This window comes from Castellaniella sp. (assembly GCF_004321985.1).
Lineage (GTDB): Bacteria > Pseudomonadota > Gammaproteobacteria > Burkholderiales > Burkholderiaceae_B > Castellaniella.
Genome location: NZ_SCQN01000044.1, coordinates 62,644 through 81,122 on the forward strand (window position 1 = coordinate 62,644; position 18,479 = coordinate 81,122).

Consider the following 18,479-nt stretch of genomic DNA (forward strand, 5'->3'; position numbering starts at 1 on the left):
GGCTAGAACTGATTCAATGAGGCTGTCGCCGCCGATACAGGTTCGCCGCAGCCTCGTCGCTGGCGCGTTGTTCGCGACGCTGTTCGTGGTACTGAAACTGCTGATTCTGGCGGGTCTTCAGGGTTTCGTAGGAGTTCAGCCGCTGTTTTTCGTCGTGCCACTGCTTGCGTCCGGCCTCGAGCCGCGTGTCGATCTGCGCGATGATCCTATTTTGCTGGGATATGGCCTCGTCCAATGTCGCGATAAACTGCCTAAAGTTGTGGTAATTCGAGGCGGTTACTCCGCCTTCGGTGGTGGACTGGAGCCTGCGCGTGTAATCGACCCGATATCCGTCCAGCGTGGTCAGCTGGCCTTGGGCCTGTCGCCGTTCGTTGCCCAGTTCGGCCAGGACTTCGCCAGCTGCGTCAAGCTTGTCCTGGGACAGGCCGATCAGCACGTCCAGCGGTGTTTCAGGCGCCATAGCCTGGCTCCTGTCCCAGCGCACCGGTCAGCGCAGCGACAGCATCCGGATAGCCGACGCGGACATCGATTCCTTGCTGCAGATACTTTTCGAGCCATGGGAATCGCTCGATCGCTTGATCGATTTCGGGATCGTTGCCGGCGATGTATGCCCCCACGGCAATCAGATCGCGATTGCGCTGGTAGCGCGAAACCATGCGCTTGAACCGATGCACGTTGTGAAACTGGCCTTCAGGCACGATGGCCGACATAACCCGCGAAATCGATGCTTCGATGTCAATGGCCGGGTAGTGCCCCGATTCGGCCAGGCTGCGGGAGAGCACGATGTGACCATCGAGAATGGCGCGGGCCGAATCGGCGATGGGATCCTGCTGGTCGTCACCTTCGGTGAGTACGGTATAGAAGGCGGTGATCGACCCGGCAGGGTGGTCTCCCTGAGGCGCCCCATTGCCGGCCCGCTCCACCAGACCTGGCAGTTTGGCGAACACTGATGGCGGGTAGCCCTTGGTGGCGGGAGGCTCGCCGATGGCCAATGCGATTTCGCGCTGCGCCATGGCGTAGCGCGTCAGCGAATCCATGATGAGCAGGACGTGCTGCCCCTGGTCGCGGAAGAATTCGGCCAGGCGCGTGGCGTAGATGGCCCCTTGCATGCGCAGCAGTGGCGACACGTCGGCGGGGGCGGCAACCACAACGGAACGCGCCAGCCCTTCTGCTCCGAGGTTCAGTTCGATGAATTCCTTGACCTCCCGCCCGCGCTCGCCAATCAGGCCAACCACAATCACGTCAGCCTGGGTGTAGCGTGCCATCATGCCCAGCAGCACGCTCTTGCCCACGCCCGATCCGGCGAACAGGCCCATGCGCTGGCCGCGGCCTATCGTGAGCAGCCCGTTGATGGCGCGCACGCCCACATCCAGTACCGTGTCCACAGGAGCCCGGGTCAGCGGGTTGATGGGCAGAGCTGTAAGCGGCGCCATTTCCAGATCGGTGGGCAGCGGTTTGCCGTCCAGCGGGCGTCCGGCGCCGTCCAGTACGCGGCCCAGCAGGGCCCTGCCCACTGGCAGGTGACGGGCCTGGTCCGCACCGATAGGGCGCGGCGATTTCCACCCAACTGTGGTCGGCAGCGGTACGGGATCCAGCCATAGCGTCTCTGCGGGCAGCACCCGGGCGCCCGGCTGCAGGCCAGTAATGTCGCTTTGCGGCATGAGAAACAGAGTATGCGTCTGGAACCCCACGACTTCCGCATCCGCCCAAAGGTCCTTGCGGGGGGAAACCTGCACTTTGCAGGCTGCGCCGACCGGGAGTTGCAGGCCGGTGGCTTCGAGCACCAGACCTGTGGCGCGCACCACGCGGCCCTGACTGCGGGTCGCCTGTCGTGAGTTCACGCGGTCTTGGCAGACGGCAAGCTGTGCCCTCCAGCGTGCGCCCGGCGATTCCAGCAAGTCGCCTGTGGCACTCATGGTGATCCGGTGGTCTTGCCGAGTGCGGCGGTCACTCGCAGCCAGCGTGTCTCCAGCGTGGCATCGATGGAGCCCTGCGGTGTCTCGGCGATGCAGCCGCCCCGGGTGATCTGCTCGTCGGCAACCAACTGGTACTCGCTGAGGTCGGGGTTCTGCGGCAGGAAAGCCTGAACCAGCGCCAGATCATCCGGGTGCAGGCGCAGGATGATGGCGGAGCCCTGGCGAGGGGCAGATTGCAGCACGTCCTGGACCAGTTCCAGGATCTGGTTGGGGTGCTCCCGCAGGTGGCTGCGCAGGACCTGCTCCGCGATGCCCGTCGCCAGCTGGATCAGGGCCTGGCCGACCTCGGCTTCCAGACCGTTGAGGGCTGCACCGCAGGCGTTGGCCAACGTGTCCAGGCGCTCGGCCTGTTCACGTGCGAGCGCAGCTCCGTCGGTGTGTCCCTGTGCCATGCCGTCCTGGTATCCTACCGTTCGGCCCTCGGTACGGCCCTGCTCCAGCCCTTCGGCGCGGCCCGATTCCAGCCCTTCCTTGCGGCCGGCCAGCCGGCCCTGTTCGAAGCCTTCCTGGTAGCCGCGCGCCTGCCCTTGCTCGCGCGCTTGCGTCAGAGCCTCGGTGGCCCGCTGCCGCATTTCGGCCTTCCGCTGTTCCGCGTTGCGGTCGCTTTCTCGCCGCATGGGGTTGGCGCGCAGGGCGTCCAGCGATTCCATTTCCCAGCGCTGCCAGCGGGCGCGCGCCGCCAGATTGGAGGAGGGCCCAGGCTTGTCAGACATATTCGTCGTTGCCCATGCTCAGGTTGATCTGGCCGGCGTCGGCCAGTTTGCGCGCGACCATGAGAATGGCTTTTTGTTCGGTTTCCACGCGCGACATGCGCACCGGCCCCTGGGCTTCCAGGTCATCGCGTAGGATCTCGGCCGCGCGGTTGGACATGTTTTTGAAGAACTTGGCACAAAGTTCTTCGCTGGCGCCCTTCAGGGCAATGGTGAGTGAGGCTGTGTCGATTTCCTTCAGGATGAGCTGGATCGCTGCATCTTCCACGTCGACCAGGTTGTCGAAGACAAACATTTCGTCCACGATGCGCTGGGCCAGATCCGCGTCCAATTCACGCAGGCTGCTCACCACGGCTTCTTCTTCGGTTGTGTTCATGAAGTTCAGGATCTCGGCCGCTGTGCGCACGCCGCCCATCTTCGAGCGCTTGGCGCCCTGGCCCGAGAGTACTTCGTTGAGGACCTCGGTCAGTTCGTGCAAGGCGCCCGGCTGCACGCCGCCGAAGGTCGCGATGCGCATCATCACGTCATTGCGCAGCCGTTCATTGAGCAGGGCCAGGATCGCCGAAGCGCGGTCGCGTTCCAGATGGACCAGGATGGTGGCAATGATCTGCGGATGCTCGTCGGCAATGAGCTCTGCGACGTTGCTGGGTTCCAGCCAGTTCAGAGCATCGATACCCGATGATGTGCCGTCATTGCCGGCTTCCAGAATGTCCTCGATGATGCTGGCGGCGCGGTCCGTCCCCAGCGCCTTGGTGAGTACTGATCGGATGTAGTCGTCAGAACCCAGCGTCACTGCCATGAACTGATCGGCCTCACGGCGGAAATCTTCGAGGACCTTGTCCACGTCGGTCCGCGACACCTGTTTCAGATTCGCCATGGCGAGCCCGATCTGCTGGACCTCGCGCGAGGACAGATATTTGAAGACCTCGGCGGCGGCGTCCTCTCCGACCGACATCATCAGAATCGCACAGCGCGACAGGTCGTCTTCAGGATTTGGCATTCTTTGAGTCCATCCAGGATCGCAACACCATCGCAACGGCGCGCGGGTCGCTATTGGCCAGCTGGCGCGCGGTGTTCAGATTGTCCTCGTAGCGGTTCAGTTCGGAGGCACGCATTTCGTCTTGGCGGCGTTGCTCGCGCATGTTCTCCAGATGAGCCTCGTTTTTCACGCGCTCAACCTGCGCATTGGCAAACCCGTGGACGATGGGTCGCACGACTGAGCGCCACAGGAAGAACAGCACCGCGAGGATGAGCAGGACCTTGAGAACCTGCAGTGCGAGATTGCGGTAGACCGGGTCCTCCCACGGCTTGACGCTGGGTGTCTGGACGGTGAACTCATTGTTCACCACGCTGAGCGTGTCACCCCGGTCGGCAGAGTAGCCCATGGCTTGCTTGACCAGTGCATTGATGTTGGCCATCTCGTCGCTGCCTAGCGGCTCTGCCTTGCCGTCCTTGTCTCGGTAGTTCACCACCACGGCTACGGAGAGCCGTTGCAGCGCGCCCGGCTCGTGCTTGACGTGGTCGATGGTGCGATCCACTTCGTAGTTGACGGTGGCATCGTTGCGCACTGATTTGGGCGTCGCAGCTGATCCCCTCGTCCCCAGCGCCTGAGTGCCGGCCGACGCCGCGCCGGCCGGTGCGCTTTGCCCGGCCGCGGGGGGCTGCGGATTGGCAGGCGCCGATTGAATCGGTGCCGTTGCGTTGGCGGGAGGTTGATTGGTCAGCGCTCCAGGAACCCCCTGTGGCGGCAGTACGTCGCTTTGTGCGGAGTCGCTGGTCTGCTTGCTGCGGACGGCGGCCGTACCCGGTGTCTCGTTGGGCCGGTAGGTCTCCGATGTTTGCTCGCGCTGCGCGAAGTCCACGGTCGCGCTGACTTGTGCACGGACATTGCCCTGGCCCACGATGGGGTTGAGCAAGGTCAGGATACGTTGGGTGGTGCGCTGCTCGATGTCGTTGATGAAGTTTCGCCGGGTGCTGTTCATGCCGGCGGTCCCGCCCGGCGTAGACAGCAGATGACCGTCCTGGTCGACGATGGAAACGCTGGCGGCGTTGAGCTGTGGCACGCTGGAGGACACCAGCCAGGCGATGGCCGAGACTTGGGACTCGCTCAGTGTGCGGGCGGGAAAGAGCGTGAGCAGTACGGAAGCGGTCGGTGCCTCGCGGTCGCGCACGAACAGCGACTGGCGCGGAATAGCCAGGTGGACACGCGCCGATTTGACCGGCTGCAGCGCTTCGATGGAGCGTGCAAGCTCGCCTTCCAGCGCACGCTGATAGGTTACTTCCTCTGTGAATTGACTCGCGCCGAAGTTGGGCTTGTCGAGCAACTCGAAACCGACATTGCCGCCCCGGGGCAGGCCCTGTTCGGCCAGTTCCAACCGCAGCGTGTACACCTGGTCCGCCGGAACCAGAATCGTGCTGCCATTGTCGGCGAATTTATAGGGAATGTTGCGCTGGTTCAGAATGTTGACGATGGCGCCACCATCGCGGCCTTCGACGTTGGAAAACAGAGTGCGGTAATCGGGTTCGCGCATCCACAGCGCGAGGACCACAAAGATTGCGATCAGCGCAGCACCCAGCCCCAGGAGAACCGGCCGCGGCAATTCGTTCAGCCGGGTCAGGACCGGGTTGCGGTTCATCCAGTCGGTGGCGGTGCTCATTGAGGCGAGAGGCAGGTTGGGGGCGCCAGAACGGACCGGGTCCGGGGACTGTGGGTCGGGAGGGTGGACATGCGGTGTGACGAAATCAAGGGACGGTGGCGGCCATTATGGCCGCGATTGCGGTTCAGGCAAGTCTGGAAAAACCCCGGTTTTGGGGCATAGTTAGGTCGATCCCCGGATGGAATTGCCGGTCTGGTGTCAATTCGCGGAATTGCCCGCTTTTGGAGGGTCTAATGGCGGACTTGCCACCCTGGCGGCCGCCTTATAGTACGTCCAATGCTCCAGGTTGGGCGCGCAGACGCCCGTGCTGCAGCGTTTTCACGTCAAACAGGATCCCTGACTTTCATGATGACATCCCAGGCCCTCTCCAGTGTGGAAAATCTGCTGTCGCAGATGCGTTCGGTGGCGCGTGCGGCTCAGGGGATGGACCAGCCGGTGCAGGTGGGCGAGCCGTCGCGGGCGCAGGGTGGTTTCGCAGCGGAACTCACGCGTTCGCTGAACCGTGTCTCCCAGGTCCAGAACGCCGCCAATGCCCAGGCCCAGGCCTTTGAACTGGGCGATACAGGTATCGGCTTGAGCAACGTCATGATCGATCTTCAGAAGGCCAACCTGGCCTTCCAGGCGACGGTACAGGTCCGCAATCGGCTGGTCGACGCCTACAAGGAAATCGCCAACCTGTCGATCTGATGCCTATTCGGAGCCGGATGGCCGACGCACCAGTTCCTGATCCGAATCCAGCGCGTACAGCCAGGCCAGCAGTTCCGCAATCGCCACATAGAGCTGCGGCGGAATATGCGCATCCAGATCGACCTGCATGAGCAGGCCCACGAGTTCGGGGGACTCATGGACGTAGAGGCCATGCTCCCGTGCTGTCTGCACGATGGTGTCGGCAAGCGTGCCATAACCCTTGGCTACCACACGCGGCGCCTGGTCGGAGCGATCGTAGGCGATGGCGACGGCGCTGGTGCGGTCGGGGTCAGGTTGGGCCGATTGCATGGGTTTGGGGCGCCGCAGCGTCTGGGGTTTCTTCGTGGCTTGCAACGGCGAGCTGGCTGGCCTGCAGGCCCTTGGCCAGTAATCGGGTCCGTAGTGTCTCGATGGCGTTGCCCAGCCGCTGTGCGGACTGGGGGGCTGTCAGCCGCATGACCAGGTGGTCTCCCGACAGGCTCATACGCGCCTGAACGTCTCCCAGGGAGGGTAGGCTGAGTCTCAGACGAGTAGCCCAGTGGCGGTCTTCGAAATCCCTGGGGCCTGAGTCGTCAGCCTCGCGGCGCTGGATCTCCCATCGCATGGCTGCCCCCGGCCAGGCTTCGCCCTGCCACACAAAGCTCTGGTTGGCGAGCACGTCGAGCTGCTGGCGTACCAGCCCCTGGACCTGTGGGTCGATTCCGGGCACCGATCCGTGCGCGGCAGCAGGGCCGGTCGAGGTGCTTGCGGCCTGCCGTGTGCTGTCGCCGCCCGGAAACGTGGCGGTCGTCTCAGCGGACAATGAGGCCGTCAGATTGGCCGGCACCTGGTGTGGGTTGATTCCCTGGTCCGATGGCAGTGTGGTTGGCGACGATTGAGTGGAGGGGATTCGTCCCTGGGGCTCCTGGCGCAGTGCCTGAGGCGATGACTGGCCCGCCGCAAGTTGTGCCAGATGCGATTCGTAGAATAGCCCGCTGGACTGAACGGATTGTGTCAGTGCCTCTGTCAGGCGTGCCGCCAGGGCTCCGGGCTGGTTCAAGGTCGTGGCAAGTTGTCCCGAGGTGGGACTGGTTCCGCCGATCTGGGTCGGGTTGGCGGCGGACGGAGACCCCGCGGCGGTGGCGTTCGTTGCAGGGCCGCTGGTGCCGTCCGTTGGGGCAGTTTGTGGTGCCCCGGGCAGCAGCGGCGTCTGAGCCCGGATGGTTGGGTCGGCCTCGGGGTAGGCGTTGAGCAGGGCCAGGATGATGCGGGCGGCGTACCCCAGGGTGGTGGGTGCCGACTGGGTCACGCTGTGCAGCGTGGTGGCGCGCCCCAGCAGGTTATCCAGTTGCATGTCCCGCGTCGCCTTGCCGACGGCGGCGCGTTGCTGGCCCTGGGTTGCCGCTTGGTCCACTGCCTCCCGGGTGTCACGCTGGGTCGGGTTCTGCAGGGCATTGGGGTTTTCTGGATTACCGGGTTGCGGGATGGCCAGTGGCCCGGCGCCATTGATCGTGCTGGCCTGTTGCCCGAGCGTGGTTCCCAGCGCTGCGTCAAGCCGCTGGACCAGCAGGGTGCCGAGGTTTGAAGGTGCGCCGATGCTCATGACCTACCTGGGGCGGACGCTGGAGTAGTACGCTTGCAGGACGCTGCGCTGACGCTTGAACGAGCCGAGCAGATGGCTGAGCCTGTCGAGTTCCGGTGATACCAGTTGGCGGATGTTGGCGTCGTTATCCAGGATGTGGGTCAGCAGTTCTCGGCGTGCGTTCCTCTGATTGTCATCCAGCGGTCCTAGAGCTCTGAGGCGTTCGACCGCGTCGCGGTATTGTTCGCCGAGGGCGACCAGGTCGTCCCATTGCTGTTCCCGGGCCTTGTCCAGCATCTGGGCGGACAGCGTCACAATCGCCTGGTAATGCTGCAACAAAGTAGTATGCGGCGAGACCAATTGCACTCTCCGTGAATCAGGGGGCGGTAGCCGAAAGGCCGAATTGCGGATCGGCTGCGATTTGCCAGGCTTCTGCCAGATTGTTCAGCAGCGCCTCAGCCGAATCGAGCTTGGCCTCGTCCTGGTGCAGATTGGCTTGCATCAGGTCACGGATGATCAGTTCGTAGGCAGCGATCAGGTGACGTGCCACTTCCCCGCCACGCTCTGTATCGACGCTGGCTTTCAACCCCGATTCAACAATGTCGATTGCCTTGGACAGGGCCTTGCCGCGTTCGGCGACGTTGCCGTTTCGCAGGTGGTGTCGCGCCTGCGCTAGCGCCGTCTGGGCGCCGCGAAACAGCAGTGAGATCAGGCGCTCCGGAGAGGCACCCATGACTTCGGTTTCAAGTCCGATATTGGCATAAGACCCGGTGGCCCGGGCGGTGCGTGAGCGAGGTGCGTAGGTCATGGCCAGAGATTACTTGGATTACTTGGAGTTCTTGGTGCTGTTCAGCGCGGTAAGCTGCTGGGTCAGGTAGCTGCTCAGCGAATTCATCTGGGTCACCATGCCGTCCAGTTGCGTAAATTGAGATCTGTAGGTCGCCATGCGCTGGTCGATCAGGCTGGATGTGGCGTCGTACTGTTTCTTGATGTCGGCGATGGTCTTGTTCAGGCCGTCGGTGGTGGTCGAGAAGATGCCCCCAGCGCGCGTGAAGGTGTCGGCCGCCGCCCCGACGCGTGTTCCCGCGCCGGCGCTGCTCGTGAACAGCGATTTTACGCCATTCATGTTGTCCGACAGCGCCTTGTCGAGCTTGGTCTGATCGACCTTCAACTGGCCCGTGGTCGGATCTGTTGTGATGCCGATGGATGCCAGTGTGGTGCCGGTGGTGGAATCGATGGCGCCGGAGAGCGCGCCTTGCATACGGGTCTGGATCGAGCGGGCTACGGAGTCGCCCGTCAGGGCCGACGACGTCCGGCTGTCGGCATCGTATGCGGTGAGTGATTTCACCGTGCTTTGCAGCGTGTTGTAAGCCGCTACGAAATCGGTAATGGCCTTCTTGGCCACGTCGTTGTTACGCGACAGATTCAGGCTGGTTGCACTGGTGGTGGTTTTGTTCAGCGTGAGCGTCACGCCGTCGATCACATTGCTCACCGTGTTGGTGTGGCTGGTGATGGCGATGCCGTTGACGGAGAGTGAGGCATCCTGCGCGGCCTGTACCTGGATGGCGGCATTGCTGCTGGTGGAGCCCGAAGCGCCGGTGGTGATGGAGGTACCCAGGAAGGCCTGCAGGTTGCTGTTGCCCGTGACGCCGATCTGGGTCACGGCCGCTTGCGTGCCGGTCGTGCGGCTGGTGAGCAGCAGGCGGTAGGGGCTGGTCCCGCCGTCGTTCACGATCGTGGCGTTCACGCCGATATCGGCGTTGGCGTTGATGGCCTTTACCAAGCCGTCGAGCGAAGTGTCCTGCCCCGTCAGGTCCAGCGTGTGGGTCTTGCCATCAGCGGTCGTGATGTTCAGCGTGCCGCCGGTGCCGATCGGGGTGGTGCGGTCGCTGAGGCCGTTGTAGACCAGTGTCTGCGAAGTCGCGAGCTGGTTCACCTGAATCGCATATTGTCCCGGGATGGCCGCTGAGGTCGCTGTGGCCGAGATCGCGTCGGAGCCCGCTGTCGAGGTGATGGCGCCGTAGCTGTCGGATTTGGCGACTAGCTGTGCGGCGACTTGGAAGGCCGATGCCGCAGCCTGCAGTTTTCCGTACGCCGACAGCTTGGCCTGGGCTGCAGTCTGCCGGTTCTGGATTGCCTGTAGTGCCAGATTTTCGTTGTTTCGCAGATTGGTGAGCAGGCTGTCGAGCGGTAGCCCCGACATTCCCAAGGATTGTACGGTAGGCATCAGTGGTTCTCCGTGTGGTGGTGTCTCGCCGGGGGCTTCAGGCCTGGGTGTCCACCCCGGAGCCCTGGAATTTGGCAATCATCTTGGCAACTCTGAGGACTGCCTCGGACGGGATCGTCCGCAGGACTTTTCCAGTGGAACTGTCCACGATGGAAATCACCAGGCGCTGGGCGTCCTTGTCCATATCGAACCGCATTCCCGTGGACCAGGCCTTCAGACTGTCGTTGACGGAGTCCAGCGCCTTTTCCAGAGAAGATTTCGACGGCTCGGGGTATTTTTGCACGGCCTGGGTACCCGTACCAACGAGCGTTTGCGGCGCCTGTTCAGACCCGGTCTCCGCGGCAGGCATCACCTGGGTGGCCGGCTGAGGCTGGGCATTGGGCTGATCCAGTATCGGCGCAGCCTGGCCCAGCCCGCTGGACGTCAGTGAGTTGACGATAGGTTGAATCATGCGCTGACCTCTCTGGGTTTTGCCTTGTTCTCGATCGGAGGGCGCCTTCGTTTGCACGCCCAGATCCATGCTTCTCGCTCAGCAATAACGGTCGTGTCGTCCGAAACTTTAGGTGGGGGACGCTCCTTTTCGGATGATATCCCGTGAGAAACCGACCCCAGTCGGTGAAAGTCCCGGGAGAACCCGCGTTTGCTCCCGTAAATGTGTCGGCGTGCATGGTGCATACTGTTGGCGTCTTTCATGGATCATGGGTTGCGCGATGCCTCTGTCCGAGGACCAGCTCATTGGACAATATGCCCCTTTGGTGCGCCGCCAGGCGCTGGCGCTGATTGGCAAATTGCCAGCCAACGTGGAGCTGGACGACCTGATGCAGGCGGGCATGATGGGGTTGTTGGATGCCGTGCGCCGCTATCAGCAGCAAGCTGACGCGCAATTCGAGACCTACGCGGTCACGCGTATCAGGGGCGCCATGCTCGATGAACTTCGCAGCCAGGACTGGCTACCGCGCAGCGTACGCACCAAGGCGCGCAGCATCGAAGCCAGTATCCGGACGCTCAATCACCGGCTGATGCGCCAGGCGACCGAGTCGGAAATTGCTGAGGAAATGGGCCTGGACCTGGCAGCCTATCAGACGCTGCTTGAAGAAGCTCGCGGCGTGCAGGTCCTGATGTACGAGGATCTGGCTCAGCACCGTGAGGACCGTGATGGCGAATCGGTGATCGACAGTGTGGCGGCCGACACGTTGGCAAATCCCTTGGACTGGCTGATGCACGATGGCTTGCGCACTGCGCTGATCCGGGCCATTGAAAGTCTGCCCGAGCGGGAAAAACTGCTACTGTCGCTGCAGTTCGAACAGGATCTGAATCAGAAGGAAATCGCCGCGGTGCTGCAGATCACCGAGGGCCGCGTGTCGCAGATCCGCTCGCAGGCTGTTGCCCGGATCCGCGCATGGCTGGCCGAGCACTCCTGGGAACCCGAGGCGGATGCAGGAGGCTACGTCCGCTTGTTGTAGCGGTGGCGCGCACATGCGCGGTGGAAAGCCATTCTATAATGCTCCGTTGGCATTTCCGCCGTTGCGAATCCCAGAATGAAAACCGCCGAAATTCGTCAGAAGTTTCTGTCTTTCTTTGAATCCCAGGGACACCAGATCGTGCCGTCGTCACCGTTGGTGCCGGCCAACGATCCCACACTGCTGTTCACCAACGCGGGGATGGTGCAGTTCAAGGACGTTTTCACGGGCAAAGATACGCGCGCCTATCGCCGCGCCACTACCGCGCAGCGCTGCGTGCGGGCGGGCGGCAAGCACAATGATCTTGAAAACGTGGGGTATACGGCGCGCCACCATACCTTTTTCGAGATGCTGGGCAATTTCAGCTTCGGCGATTATTTCAAGCGTGACGCCATCATCTTCGCCTGGACCCTGCTGACCGAGGTCTTCGGGTTGCCAAAGGACAAGCTCTGGGTCACGGTCTACCAGGACGATGACGAGGCTCATGAGATCTGGGAAAAGACGGTGGGCGTGCCGGCTGCGCGCATCATCCGCATCGGCGACAACAAGGGCGCCCGTTATGCTTCGGACAATTTCTGGCAGATGGCCGATACTGGGCCTTGCGGCCCGTGTTCCGAAATCTTTTACGATCACGGGCCGGAAATCTGGGGTGGGCCTCCGGGGTCGCCTGAGGAAGACGGCGATCGCTATATAGAGATCTGGAACCTGGTGTTCATGCAGTTCGAGCGTGATGCCCAAGGCGTCATGCATCCGCTGCCCAAGCCCTGCGTGGACACCGGCATGGGCCTGGAGCGGATTGCCGCCGTGCTGCAGCATGTGCACTCCAACTACGACATCGACCTGTTCCAGCATCTGATCCGTGCGGCTGCGCGCGAGACGGGCGCACAGGATCTGTCCGACAACTCCCTGAAGGTCATCGCGGATCATATCCGCGCCTGCAGCTTTCTGGTGGTCGACGGTGTGATTCCGGGCAACGAAGGGCGGGGGTATGTGCTGCGGCGGATTATCCGCCGGGCTTTGCGTCACGGTCACAAGCTGGGCCAGAAGGGGGTGTTTTTCTATCGCCTCGTGGCTGATGTGGTGGCCCAGATGGGGGCCGCGTATCCCGAGCTCGCTGCGCAGCAGTCGCGCGTGGAGCAGGTGCTGCGCCAGGAAGAAGAGCGCTTCGGTGAAACGCTGGAAAACGGCATGCGCATCCTGGAGTCAGCCCTGGCGGAGTTGCCTGCGGGGCAGGCGCTGGATGGCCAGACGCTTTTCACACTCTACGATACTTACGGGTTTCCGGTGGATCTGACGGCGGATATCTGCCGTGAGCGCAAGATTCAGGTCGATCTGGCGGGTTTCGAGCGGGCCATGGCGCACCAGCGCGAGCAGGCGCGCGCGGCCGGAAAGTTCAAGGCTGCTGCGGGGCTGGACTACGACGGCGTGCAAACGCGGTTCGACGGCTACGAGCGTCTGGACGGTCCGGCGACCGTGACGGCCCTGTATGTAGACGGGACCTCGGTGACTGCGATTGCCCAGGGCCAGGACGCTGTGGTCGTGCTGGATGCCACGCCGTTCTATGCGGAATCGGGCGGTCAGGTGGGCGATACCGGCCTGCTGTCCAACCCGGCCGCGCGGTTCCGGGTCGCCGATACTCAAAAGATTCAGAGCCATGTGTTTGGCCACCATGGCACCTTGGTCGAGGGCACCCTGTCGGTGGGCGATGTGCTGGAAGCCCAAGTCGATGCCCGGCGGCGCGCGGATACCATGCGGAATCACTCTGCCACGCACCTCATGCACAAGGCCTTGCGTCAGGTCCTGGGAGATCATGTGCATCAGCGCGGCTCTCTGGTCGACCCCGACAAGACGCGCTTCGACTTTGCGCACGACGCTCCCATGACGCCTGAGCAGATCGCCCAGGTAGAAGTGATCGTCAATGATCAGATCCTGGCCAACCAGGCCGTTCAGACTCAGGAGATGGCCTACGATCAGGCGGTTGCGGGCGGCGCCATGGCTCTATTCGGCGAAAAATACGGGGATGTGGTGCGGGTGCTCGACATCGGGTTTTCGCGTGAGCTGTGCGGTGGGACGCACGTCGTCCGTACCGGCGACATCGGCTTGTTCAAAATCACATCCGAAGGTGGCGTGGCTGCCGGCATTCGCCGGGTCGAGGCCATCACCGGGCGCAACGCGCTGGCGTGGGTGCAGCAGGCTCAGGGCGTCCTGCAGCATGCAGCAGGCTTGCTGAAGACGCAACCGGACAACGTGCCTGACCGGGTATTGGCCTTGCAGCAGCAGTTGCGTGAGGGCGAGCATGAGCGCGAGCGCCTGCAGGGGAAGCTCATGGCTGCAGCTGGCGCCGACCTGGCCAGCCAGGCGGTGGAGGTGGCTGGCGTGAAGCTCCTCGCCCATCGCCTCAATGGCGTTGACCCCAAGGCGCTGCGCGGCATGGTCGATCAGCTGAAATCCCGGCTGTCCTCGGCCGTCATTCTCCTGGCGGCAGTGACGGACGACAAGATCAGCCTGGTGGCGGGGGTGAGTCCGGAGCTTTCGTCCAGGGTCCGGGCTGGCGATCTGGTGGGAGCGGTTGCTGCGCAGGTGGGTGGCAAAGGGGGCGGTCGTCCTGACATGGCCATGGGTGGCGGCTCCGATGTGGGCGCGCTGGATGGTGCCATCGCCGGCGTACGGGCCTGGCTGTCCGATCGTTTGGGGGCTGCATGACCGAGGGTGCCAGCGGGCTGCCGGTTGTCGATGAGCAGATCGACGCGCGCGGCCTGAATTGCCCGCTGCCGATTTTGCGCGCCAAGAAGGCGCTCGCGGCGCTCGAGAGCGGGCAGGTGCTGTCGGTTCTGACGACGGATCCCCACGCAGTGGGCGATTTTCAGGCGTTTTGCCGACAGACTGGGAATGCGCTGCTGGCTCAGCAGCCGCAAGGAGACGTCGTCGCTTCGGTTGTTCACTATATTCGGCGACGCTGAGATTTTGTTCGGGTTCGGGCGCATACCGATCTAAGGGCGTTCTCTTCCAGAATCGCCCTTCATTTCATCTAACGCAACGAGTGTGAAAGCGCTTGTTGATTGTTGCCTACAGGCTCTCCCGAGCAGCGGGTCCTGCATTAGGGAAATCCATAGTGACAATACTCAGACCACATAATTATCATAGACCAGTCGCTAATTAGATCGATCTAAATCGTATCGAGGGCGTCCGGCACATGATTCGGTTTTGTTTCCTACGGTTGTTGTCTGCGTTAGGAATGGCCCTATTAGCGACTTTGATCGTATTTTTGATCACGAACATGGTGCCCGGAGATCCCGTCTTGGCTCAGTTGGGGGATCTTGCAGCGTCCAATCCGGCTTTCGTGGCCGCCATGCGCCACCAATACGGGCTTGATTTACCGCTGTGGCAGCATTACCTGGTCTTTCTGACTAATCTGCTGCATGGCGACTTGGGGATATCGATCGCCTCGCATCGCCCGGTCTTGACCGATATCGAGACCTACGCACCTGCCACGCTTGAATTGGCGACGCTGGGTTTCCTGCTGGCCCTGGTCGTGGGGTTGCCGTTGGGGATCCTTGCCGCGGTCAAACGAGACGGCTGGCAGGATCACCTGGCACGATTCGTTTCACTGCTGGGCGTGTCGGCCCCAACCTTCTGGTTAGCCTTCATCATGCTTTCCTTCTTTTATGGCTATCTTGGGATTGCACCAGGACCGGGGCGGCTCGATCCCATCAGTTTACCGCCACAGGGAGGGACGGGTTTTTACTTGATCGACACCATCATGGCGGGCGATTGGGAAGGCTTGCGTGATGTGGCCTCTCATTTGGTGCTGCCCGTGATCGTGCTCGCGGCAGCGACGACGGGGTTGATTACCCGCACCGTGCGCGCCAGCATGCTCGAAGTCATTTACCAGGATTATGTGCGCATGGGTCGGGCCAAAGGGCTTGGCGAGCGCTACTTGCTCCTGCGCCATGTCCTGCCTAATGCCCTGATTCCCATTGTCACCGTCAGCGGCCTGGCCTACGCCCAACTGCTGACGGGGGCGGTCATGACCGAGACGGTATTTTCCTGGCCCGGGCTGGGCCGCTACACCTTTGAGAGCGCAGCTACCCTCGATATTCCCGCCATCATGGGGGTCACCTTGTTGGTCGCCCTGGTCTATCTTGTGATTAATTTTCTGGTTGACGTCAGCTATGCATTTCTCGATCCTAGGTTGCGCACATGAGCGCTGTCCCAGCCACCCTTGTCGATAATGCCCGGCCGCCCTTCATGGAGCGTGCCTTGCGCTGGCAACGGCGTTACGGTCTGGCCGCCCTGGGCACCTTGATCATTCTCGTCTGGGTTTTCCTGGCGGTCTTCGCACCACTGGTGGGTCCCTACCTGCCCGACGCGGTCAATCTTTCGGCCCGGCTTCAGCCGCCCAGCATGGCCCATTTGCTGGGAACCGATGAACTGGGTCGCGATGGCTTCACTCGGTTGCTTTATGGGGCGCGTATTTCGTTGACGTCCGGCGTTATCGTGGTAGCCATTGGCGCGTTGCTGGGGGCGTTGATCGGAGGAGTTGCCGGTTACGCGGGGAGCTGGATTGACAGCGTGCTGATGCGCTTCACTGATCTGGTCCTGTGCTTTCCGCCCATCATTCTTGCCTTGGCCATCGGCGCCGCGCTAGGGATAGGAACCGTCAATACGATTACCGCCATGCTGGTGGTGTGGTGGCCCAAGTTTGCCCGCTTGACACGAGGGCTGGTGCTGCAGCAGCGTTCGCAGGAGTATGTCACGGCGGCCGTCGTCGCGGGGTTTGGCCCCGGCCGCATCCTGGCACGCCATATCATTCCGAATGCGATCGGTCCGCTGATCGTGCTGGTGACGCTGGATATCGGTAACGCCATCATTACCTTCGCGGGGCTTTCGTTCCTGGGACTCGGGGTCGTGCCGCCGATGCCGGAATGGGGGTCGACGGTGGCCGAGGGCCGTCAACTGGTCGCGCAATGGTGGGTATCGGCCTTTCCTGGCCTGGCCATCTTCACGGTGGTGATGGCGTTCAACTTCATTGGCGACGGCGTTCGCGACTGGCTAGATCCCAAGACGAGGCGGCGGTAGCCATGGATGAGTTGAACGACACGATAGCGACCGTTGCTTCCGCCGAAAAAGCGCAGCAACCCTTGCTTGAAGTACGGGATCTGCGGACCTATTTTTATACGGATTCCGGAATGGTGCGCGCCGTCGACGGCGTGAGCTTTAGCGTCTCGGCCGGAGAGATCGTCGGTATCGTCGGTGAATCCGGCTCGGGAAAGAGCGTGACGGCAATGTCCATCGTCCGCCTGATCGAGGGCCAGGCGCATATTGCCGGTGGCGAGGTATTGTTCCGGGGCCGCGATGTATTGAAGATGGGCACCGAAGAGTTGCGCCAGTTGCGCGGCGGCGACGTTGCCATTGTGTTTCAGGACCCCATGAGCTCGCTCAACCCGGTTCTGCGCATCGAGCAGCAATTGTCCGAAGCCATGACGGTGCATGGCCGCAGCGAGGCGGACGCCGCGCGCAGCGCTGTATTCCTGCTCCGCAGCATGGGCATTACTGCGCCAGAGCACGCGGTGACTTGTTATCCTCATCAATTCTCTGGTGGCATGCGCCAGCGGGTCGTTATTGCCATGGGGCTCAGTAACCAGCCGGCGCTGTTGTTAGCCGATGAGCCTACCACGGCGTTGGATGTCACCGTGCAGGCGCAGATTCTCGAGTTGTTGAAGGATCTGAACCGCGATTACGGCACGGCGGTGGTCCTGATCAGTCACAATCTGGGCGTCATCGCGGGAGTATGTTCGCGCGTCGTCGTCATGTATGCGGGCGAGATCGTGGAAGAGGGGCCGACTGAAGAAGTCCTGAGCAATCCTCGCCATCCTTATACCTGGGCCCTCATGAACGCTTCCCCTAGAGTGGGCGCGATGAGGGATCACCGCCTCAACAGCATCGAGGGGATGCCTCCCGATCCTCTGAACCAGCCCAAGGGATGCCGTTTCGCACCTCGCTGCCCATTTCGCACGCCGCAATGTGACGAGCATCCGCCTCTGTTCCAGATGCAGCCGGGCCATACCTCGCGTTGCTGGGTGGCGCGCGACGGCACGAAGTTCGTCCGCAGGACGGCGGTGGCATCGACAATGGATGACGAAGAAGCGAAGGGGGCCTCAGCCGATCCCGGCACCCCTTTGCTGCAGGCCGAGAATCTGGTGCAGCATTTTCCGTTGCGTGGCCACGTGTTTGGCAGGCGATCCGTGGTGCACGCGGTGGATGGAGTCAGCCTGAAAATCTGGCCGGGCGAGGTCCTGGGTCTCGTCGGTGAATCCGGCTGCGGCAAGTCGACGCTGGGTAGCACGCTTTTGCGTTTGTTGAAGCCAACCAGCGGCCGCATTATGTTTGACGGCCACGACATCACTCACGCGCTGCCGTCCGAGCTCAGACCGCTTCGGCGGCGCATGCAGATGGTTTTCCAGAACCCTTATGCCAGTTTGAATCCGCGCATGACGATCGGGCGCACACTGGGCGAGCCCCTGCAGTTCCACGGGGTGACCTGTGGCGATGCTCAGACCCGCGAACGTGTCAAACAGCTGCTTGACGTGGTGGGCCTGGGGCCACAGGTCATCGACCGTTATCCGCATGAGTTTTCGGGCGGGCAGCGGCAGCGTGTGGCGATTGCGCGAGCGATTGCGCTCGAACCCGATTTCATCGTCGCCGATGAACCTATATCAGCGCTGGACGTCAACATCCAGGCCCAGATCATCAATTTGATGGCTGATCTGCGTGAACGTTTCAAGTTGACCTATCTGTTCATTTCCCATGATCTGGCCGTCGTCCATCACATTTCTGACCGAATCATCGTTCTGCATCTGGGGCGAATCGTGGAGGTTGCTTCGCCGGGCGAATTGTTTGCCACTCCGTTGCACCCTTACACGCGGTTCCTGATTTCCGCGATTCCTGTGCCCGATGTGAAGATCGAGCGCGAGCGTCAGCGGCTGGTGTTAGCCGGTGAAGCGGCCAGTGCCATCGCTCCACCTTCAGGATGTCCGTTCCGTACGCGGTGTCCGATCGCGAAAGGAATTTGTGCCGAAGTGGAACCGCCTTTAGTGGAACGGCAGCCTGGTCACTTCGTCGCCTGCCATTTTCCGGGTGAATTTTAAGAAGTTCATGCAGCTTGATCGTTTCGGTCATCGAGCATGACGTTGTCAATCCA

Annotated in this window: 18 protein-coding genes; 7 read left to right on the plus strand and 11 right to left on the minus strand. The window is 62.3% G+C overall.

Annotated features, from left to right (window positions below):
• Positions 1-13 precede the first annotated feature (13 nt).
• Genes fliJ through fliF form a run of 5 tightly spaced genes read right to left on the minus strand, consistent with a single transcriptional unit; the run spans position 14 to position 5,343 of the window.
• Entirely contained in the window at positions 14-460 is a 447-nt protein-coding gene (gene fliJ / locus EPN31_RS10110) for a flagellar export protein FliJ (RefSeq protein ID WP_291772764.1), read from the minus strand.
• Positions 450-1,916, minus strand: a complete 1,467-nt coding sequence (gene fliI / locus EPN31_RS10115; RefSeq protein ID WP_291772766.1) for a flagellar protein export ATPase FliI — start codon at positions 1,914-1,916, stop codon at positions 450-452. Before fliI ends, fliJ begins: the two co-directional genes overlap by 11 nt.
• Positions 1,913-2,689, minus strand: coding sequence for a flagellar assembly protein FliH (locus EPN31_RS10120; RefSeq protein ID WP_291772768.1), 777 nt, complete (start codon positions 2,687-2,689; stop codon positions 1,913-1,915). Before EPN31_RS10120 ends, fliI begins: the two co-directional genes overlap by 4 nt.
• Positions 2,682-3,686 (minus strand): flagellar motor switch protein FliG, encoded by a 1,005-nt coding sequence (gene fliG / locus EPN31_RS10125; protein ID WP_291772770.1) that lies wholly within the window; start codon positions 3,684-3,686, stop codon positions 2,682-2,684. Before fliG ends, EPN31_RS10120 begins: the two co-directional genes overlap by 8 nt.
• Entirely contained in the window at positions 3,673-5,343 is a 1,671-nt protein-coding gene (gene fliF / locus EPN31_RS10130) for a flagellar basal-body MS-ring/collar protein FliF (RefSeq protein WP_291772771.1), read from the minus strand. Before fliF ends, fliG begins: the two co-directional genes overlap by 14 nt.
• Before the next feature lie 348 nt (positions 5,344-5,691).
• On the opposite strand from fliF, the gene fliE reads away from it, so the two are divergent.
• Positions 5,692-6,030, plus strand: coding sequence for a flagellar hook-basal body complex protein FliE (gene fliE, locus EPN31_RS10135; protein ID WP_291773010.1), 339 nt, complete (start codon positions 5,692-5,694; stop codon positions 6,028-6,030).
• Between the two features lie 3 nt (positions 6,031-6,033).
• Here fliE and EPN31_RS10140 read toward each other — a convergent pair whose 3' ends face one another.
• From EPN31_RS10140 to EPN31_RS10165, 6 genes are read right to left on the minus strand one after another with little or no spacing between them, the layout of a single operon-like run.
• Positions 6,034-6,339 (minus strand): EscU/YscU/HrcU family type III secretion system export apparatus switch protein, encoded by a 306-nt coding sequence (locus EPN31_RS10140; protein ID WP_291772773.1) that lies wholly within the window; start codon positions 6,337-6,339, stop codon positions 6,034-6,036.
• Entirely contained in the window at positions 6,320-7,612 is a 1,293-nt protein-coding gene (locus tag EPN31_RS10145) for a flagellar hook-length control protein FliK (protein WP_291772775.1), read from the minus strand. The genes EPN31_RS10140 and EPN31_RS10145 overlap by 20 nt, the downstream gene beginning before the upstream one ends.
• 3 nt (positions 7,613-7,615) lie before the next feature.
• Positions 7,616-7,951, minus strand: coding sequence for a flagellar protein FliT (locus EPN31_RS10150; protein WP_291772777.1), 336 nt, complete (start codon positions 7,949-7,951; stop codon positions 7,616-7,618).
• Between the two features lie 16 nt (positions 7,952-7,967).
• Positions 7,968-8,399 carry a flagellar export chaperone FliS gene (gene fliS, locus EPN31_RS10155; RefSeq protein ID WP_291772779.1) on the minus strand — a complete coding sequence of 144 codons (432 nt, stop codon included), beginning with the start codon at positions 8,397-8,399 and terminating at the stop codon, positions 7,968-7,970.
• Between the two features lie 18 nt (positions 8,400-8,417).
• Positions 8,418-9,818: a flagellar filament capping protein FliD gene (gene fliD / locus EPN31_RS10160; protein WP_291772781.1), complete on the minus strand. Its 1,401-nt coding sequence runs from the start codon at positions 9,816-9,818 to the stop codon at positions 8,418-8,420.
• A 37-nt stretch (positions 9,819-9,855) separates the two neighbouring features.
• Positions 9,856-10,269: a flagellar protein FlaG gene (locus EPN31_RS10165; RefSeq protein ID WP_291772783.1), complete on the minus strand. Its 414-nt coding sequence runs from the start codon at positions 10,267-10,269 to the stop codon at positions 9,856-9,858.
• A 259-nt stretch (positions 10,270-10,528) separates the two neighbouring features.
• Between EPN31_RS10165 and EPN31_RS10170 the strand changes: the two genes are divergently transcribed.
• The 6 genes from EPN31_RS10170 (at position 10,529) to EPN31_RS10195 (ending at position 18,426) form a co-directional block, all read left to right on the plus strand.
• A complete protein-coding gene (locus EPN31_RS10170) occupies positions 10,529-11,281 on the plus strand; it encodes an RNA polymerase sigma factor FliA (RefSeq protein ID WP_291772785.1) in 753 nt (250 codons plus the stop codon).
• A 75-nt stretch (positions 11,282-11,356) separates the two neighbouring features.
• Positions 11,357-13,981, plus strand: a complete 2,625-nt coding sequence (alaS, locus tag EPN31_RS10175; RefSeq protein ID WP_291772787.1) for an alanine--tRNA ligase — start codon at positions 11,357-11,359, stop codon at positions 13,979-13,981.
• Positions 13,978-14,238 carry a sulfurtransferase TusA family protein gene (locus tag EPN31_RS10180; protein ID WP_291772789.1) on the plus strand — a complete coding sequence of 87 codons (261 nt, stop codon included), beginning with the start codon at positions 13,978-13,980 and terminating at the stop codon, positions 14,236-14,238. The genes alaS and EPN31_RS10180 overlap by 4 nt, the downstream gene beginning before the upstream one ends.
• A gap of 233 nt (positions 14,239-14,471) precedes the next feature.
• Positions 14,472-15,482 carry an ABC transporter permease gene (locus EPN31_RS10185; RefSeq protein WP_291772791.1) on the plus strand — a complete coding sequence of 337 codons (1,011 nt, stop codon included), beginning with the start codon at positions 14,472-14,474 and terminating at the stop codon, positions 15,480-15,482.
• Positions 15,479-16,357, plus strand: coding sequence for an ABC transporter permease (locus tag EPN31_RS10190; RefSeq protein ID WP_291772793.1), 879 nt, complete (start codon positions 15,479-15,481; stop codon positions 16,355-16,357). Before EPN31_RS10185 ends, EPN31_RS10190 begins: the two co-directional genes overlap by 4 nt.
• The gene (locus tag EPN31_RS10195) at positions 16,246-18,426 is read left to right on the plus strand and encodes an ABC transporter ATP-binding protein (RefSeq protein ID WP_291772795.1); all 2,181 of its coding nucleotides are present in this window, start codon (positions 16,246-16,248) and stop codon (positions 18,424-18,426) included. The genes EPN31_RS10190 and EPN31_RS10195 overlap by 112 nt, the downstream gene beginning before the upstream one ends.
• Positions 18,427-18,479 lie beyond the last annotated feature (53 nt).

What these genes read in the sequence shown, in the direction of transcription:
- fliJ (WP_291772764.1), bottom strand. Translation starts at nt 460, where the DNA reads ATGGCGCCTGAAACACCGCTGGACGTGCTGATCGGCCTGTCCCAGGAC.
- fliI (WP_291772766.1), bottom strand. Translation starts at nt 1,916, where the DNA reads ATGAGTGCCACAGGCGACTTGCTGGAATCGCCGGGCGCACGCTGGAGG.
- EPN31_RS10120 (WP_291772768.1), bottom strand. Translation starts at nt 2,689, where the DNA reads ATGTCTGACAAGCCTGGGCCCTCCTCCAATCTGGCGGCGCGCGCCCGC.
- fliG (WP_291772770.1), bottom strand. Translation starts at nt 3,686, where the DNA reads ATGCCAAATCCTGAAGACGACCTGTCGCGCTGTGCGATTCTGATGATG.
- fliF (WP_291772771.1), bottom strand. Translation starts at nt 5,343, where the DNA reads ATGAGCACCGCCACCGACTGGATGAACCGCAACCCGGTCCTGACCCGG.
- fliE (WP_291773010.1), top strand. Translation starts at nt 5,692, where the DNA reads ATGACATCCCAGGCCCTCTCCAGTGTGGAAAATCTGCTGTCGCAGATG.
- EPN31_RS10140 (WP_291772773.1), bottom strand. Translation starts at nt 6,339, where the DNA reads ATGCAATCGGCCCAACCTGACCCCGACCGCACCAGCGCCGTCGCCATC.
- EPN31_RS10145 (WP_291772775.1), bottom strand. Translation starts at nt 7,612, where the DNA reads ATGAGCATCGGCGCACCTTCAAACCTCGGCACCCTGCTGGTCCAGCGG.
- fliS (WP_291772779.1), bottom strand. Translation starts at nt 8,399, where the DNA reads ATGACCTACGCACCTCGCTCACGCACCGCCCGGGCCACCGGGTCTTAT.
- fliD (WP_291772781.1), bottom strand. Translation starts at nt 9,818, where the DNA reads ATGCCTACCGTACAATCCTTGGGAATGTCGGGGCTACCGCTCGACAGC.
- EPN31_RS10165 (WP_291772783.1), bottom strand. Translation starts at nt 10,269, where the DNA reads ATGATTCAACCTATCGTCAACTCACTGACGTCCAGCGGGCTGGGCCAG.
- EPN31_RS10170 (WP_291772785.1), top strand. Translation starts at nt 10,529, where the DNA reads ATGCCTCTGTCCGAGGACCAGCTCATTGGACAATATGCCCCTTTGGTG.
- alaS (WP_291772787.1), top strand. Translation starts at nt 11,357, where the DNA reads ATGAAAACCGCCGAAATTCGTCAGAAGTTTCTGTCTTTCTTTGAATCC.
- EPN31_RS10180 (WP_291772789.1), top strand. Translation starts at nt 13,978, where the DNA reads ATGACCGAGGGTGCCAGCGGGCTGCCGGTTGTCGATGAGCAGATCGAC.
- EPN31_RS10185 (WP_291772791.1), top strand. Translation starts at nt 14,472, where the DNA reads ATGATTCGGTTTTGTTTCCTACGGTTGTTGTCTGCGTTAGGAATGGCC.
- EPN31_RS10190 (WP_291772793.1), top strand. Translation starts at nt 15,479, where the DNA reads ATGAGCGCTGTCCCAGCCACCCTTGTCGATAATGCCCGGCCGCCCTTC.
- EPN31_RS10195 (WP_291772795.1), top strand. Translation starts at nt 16,246, where the DNA reads ATGGTGGGTATCGGCCTTTCCTGGCCTGGCCATCTTCACGGTGGTGAT.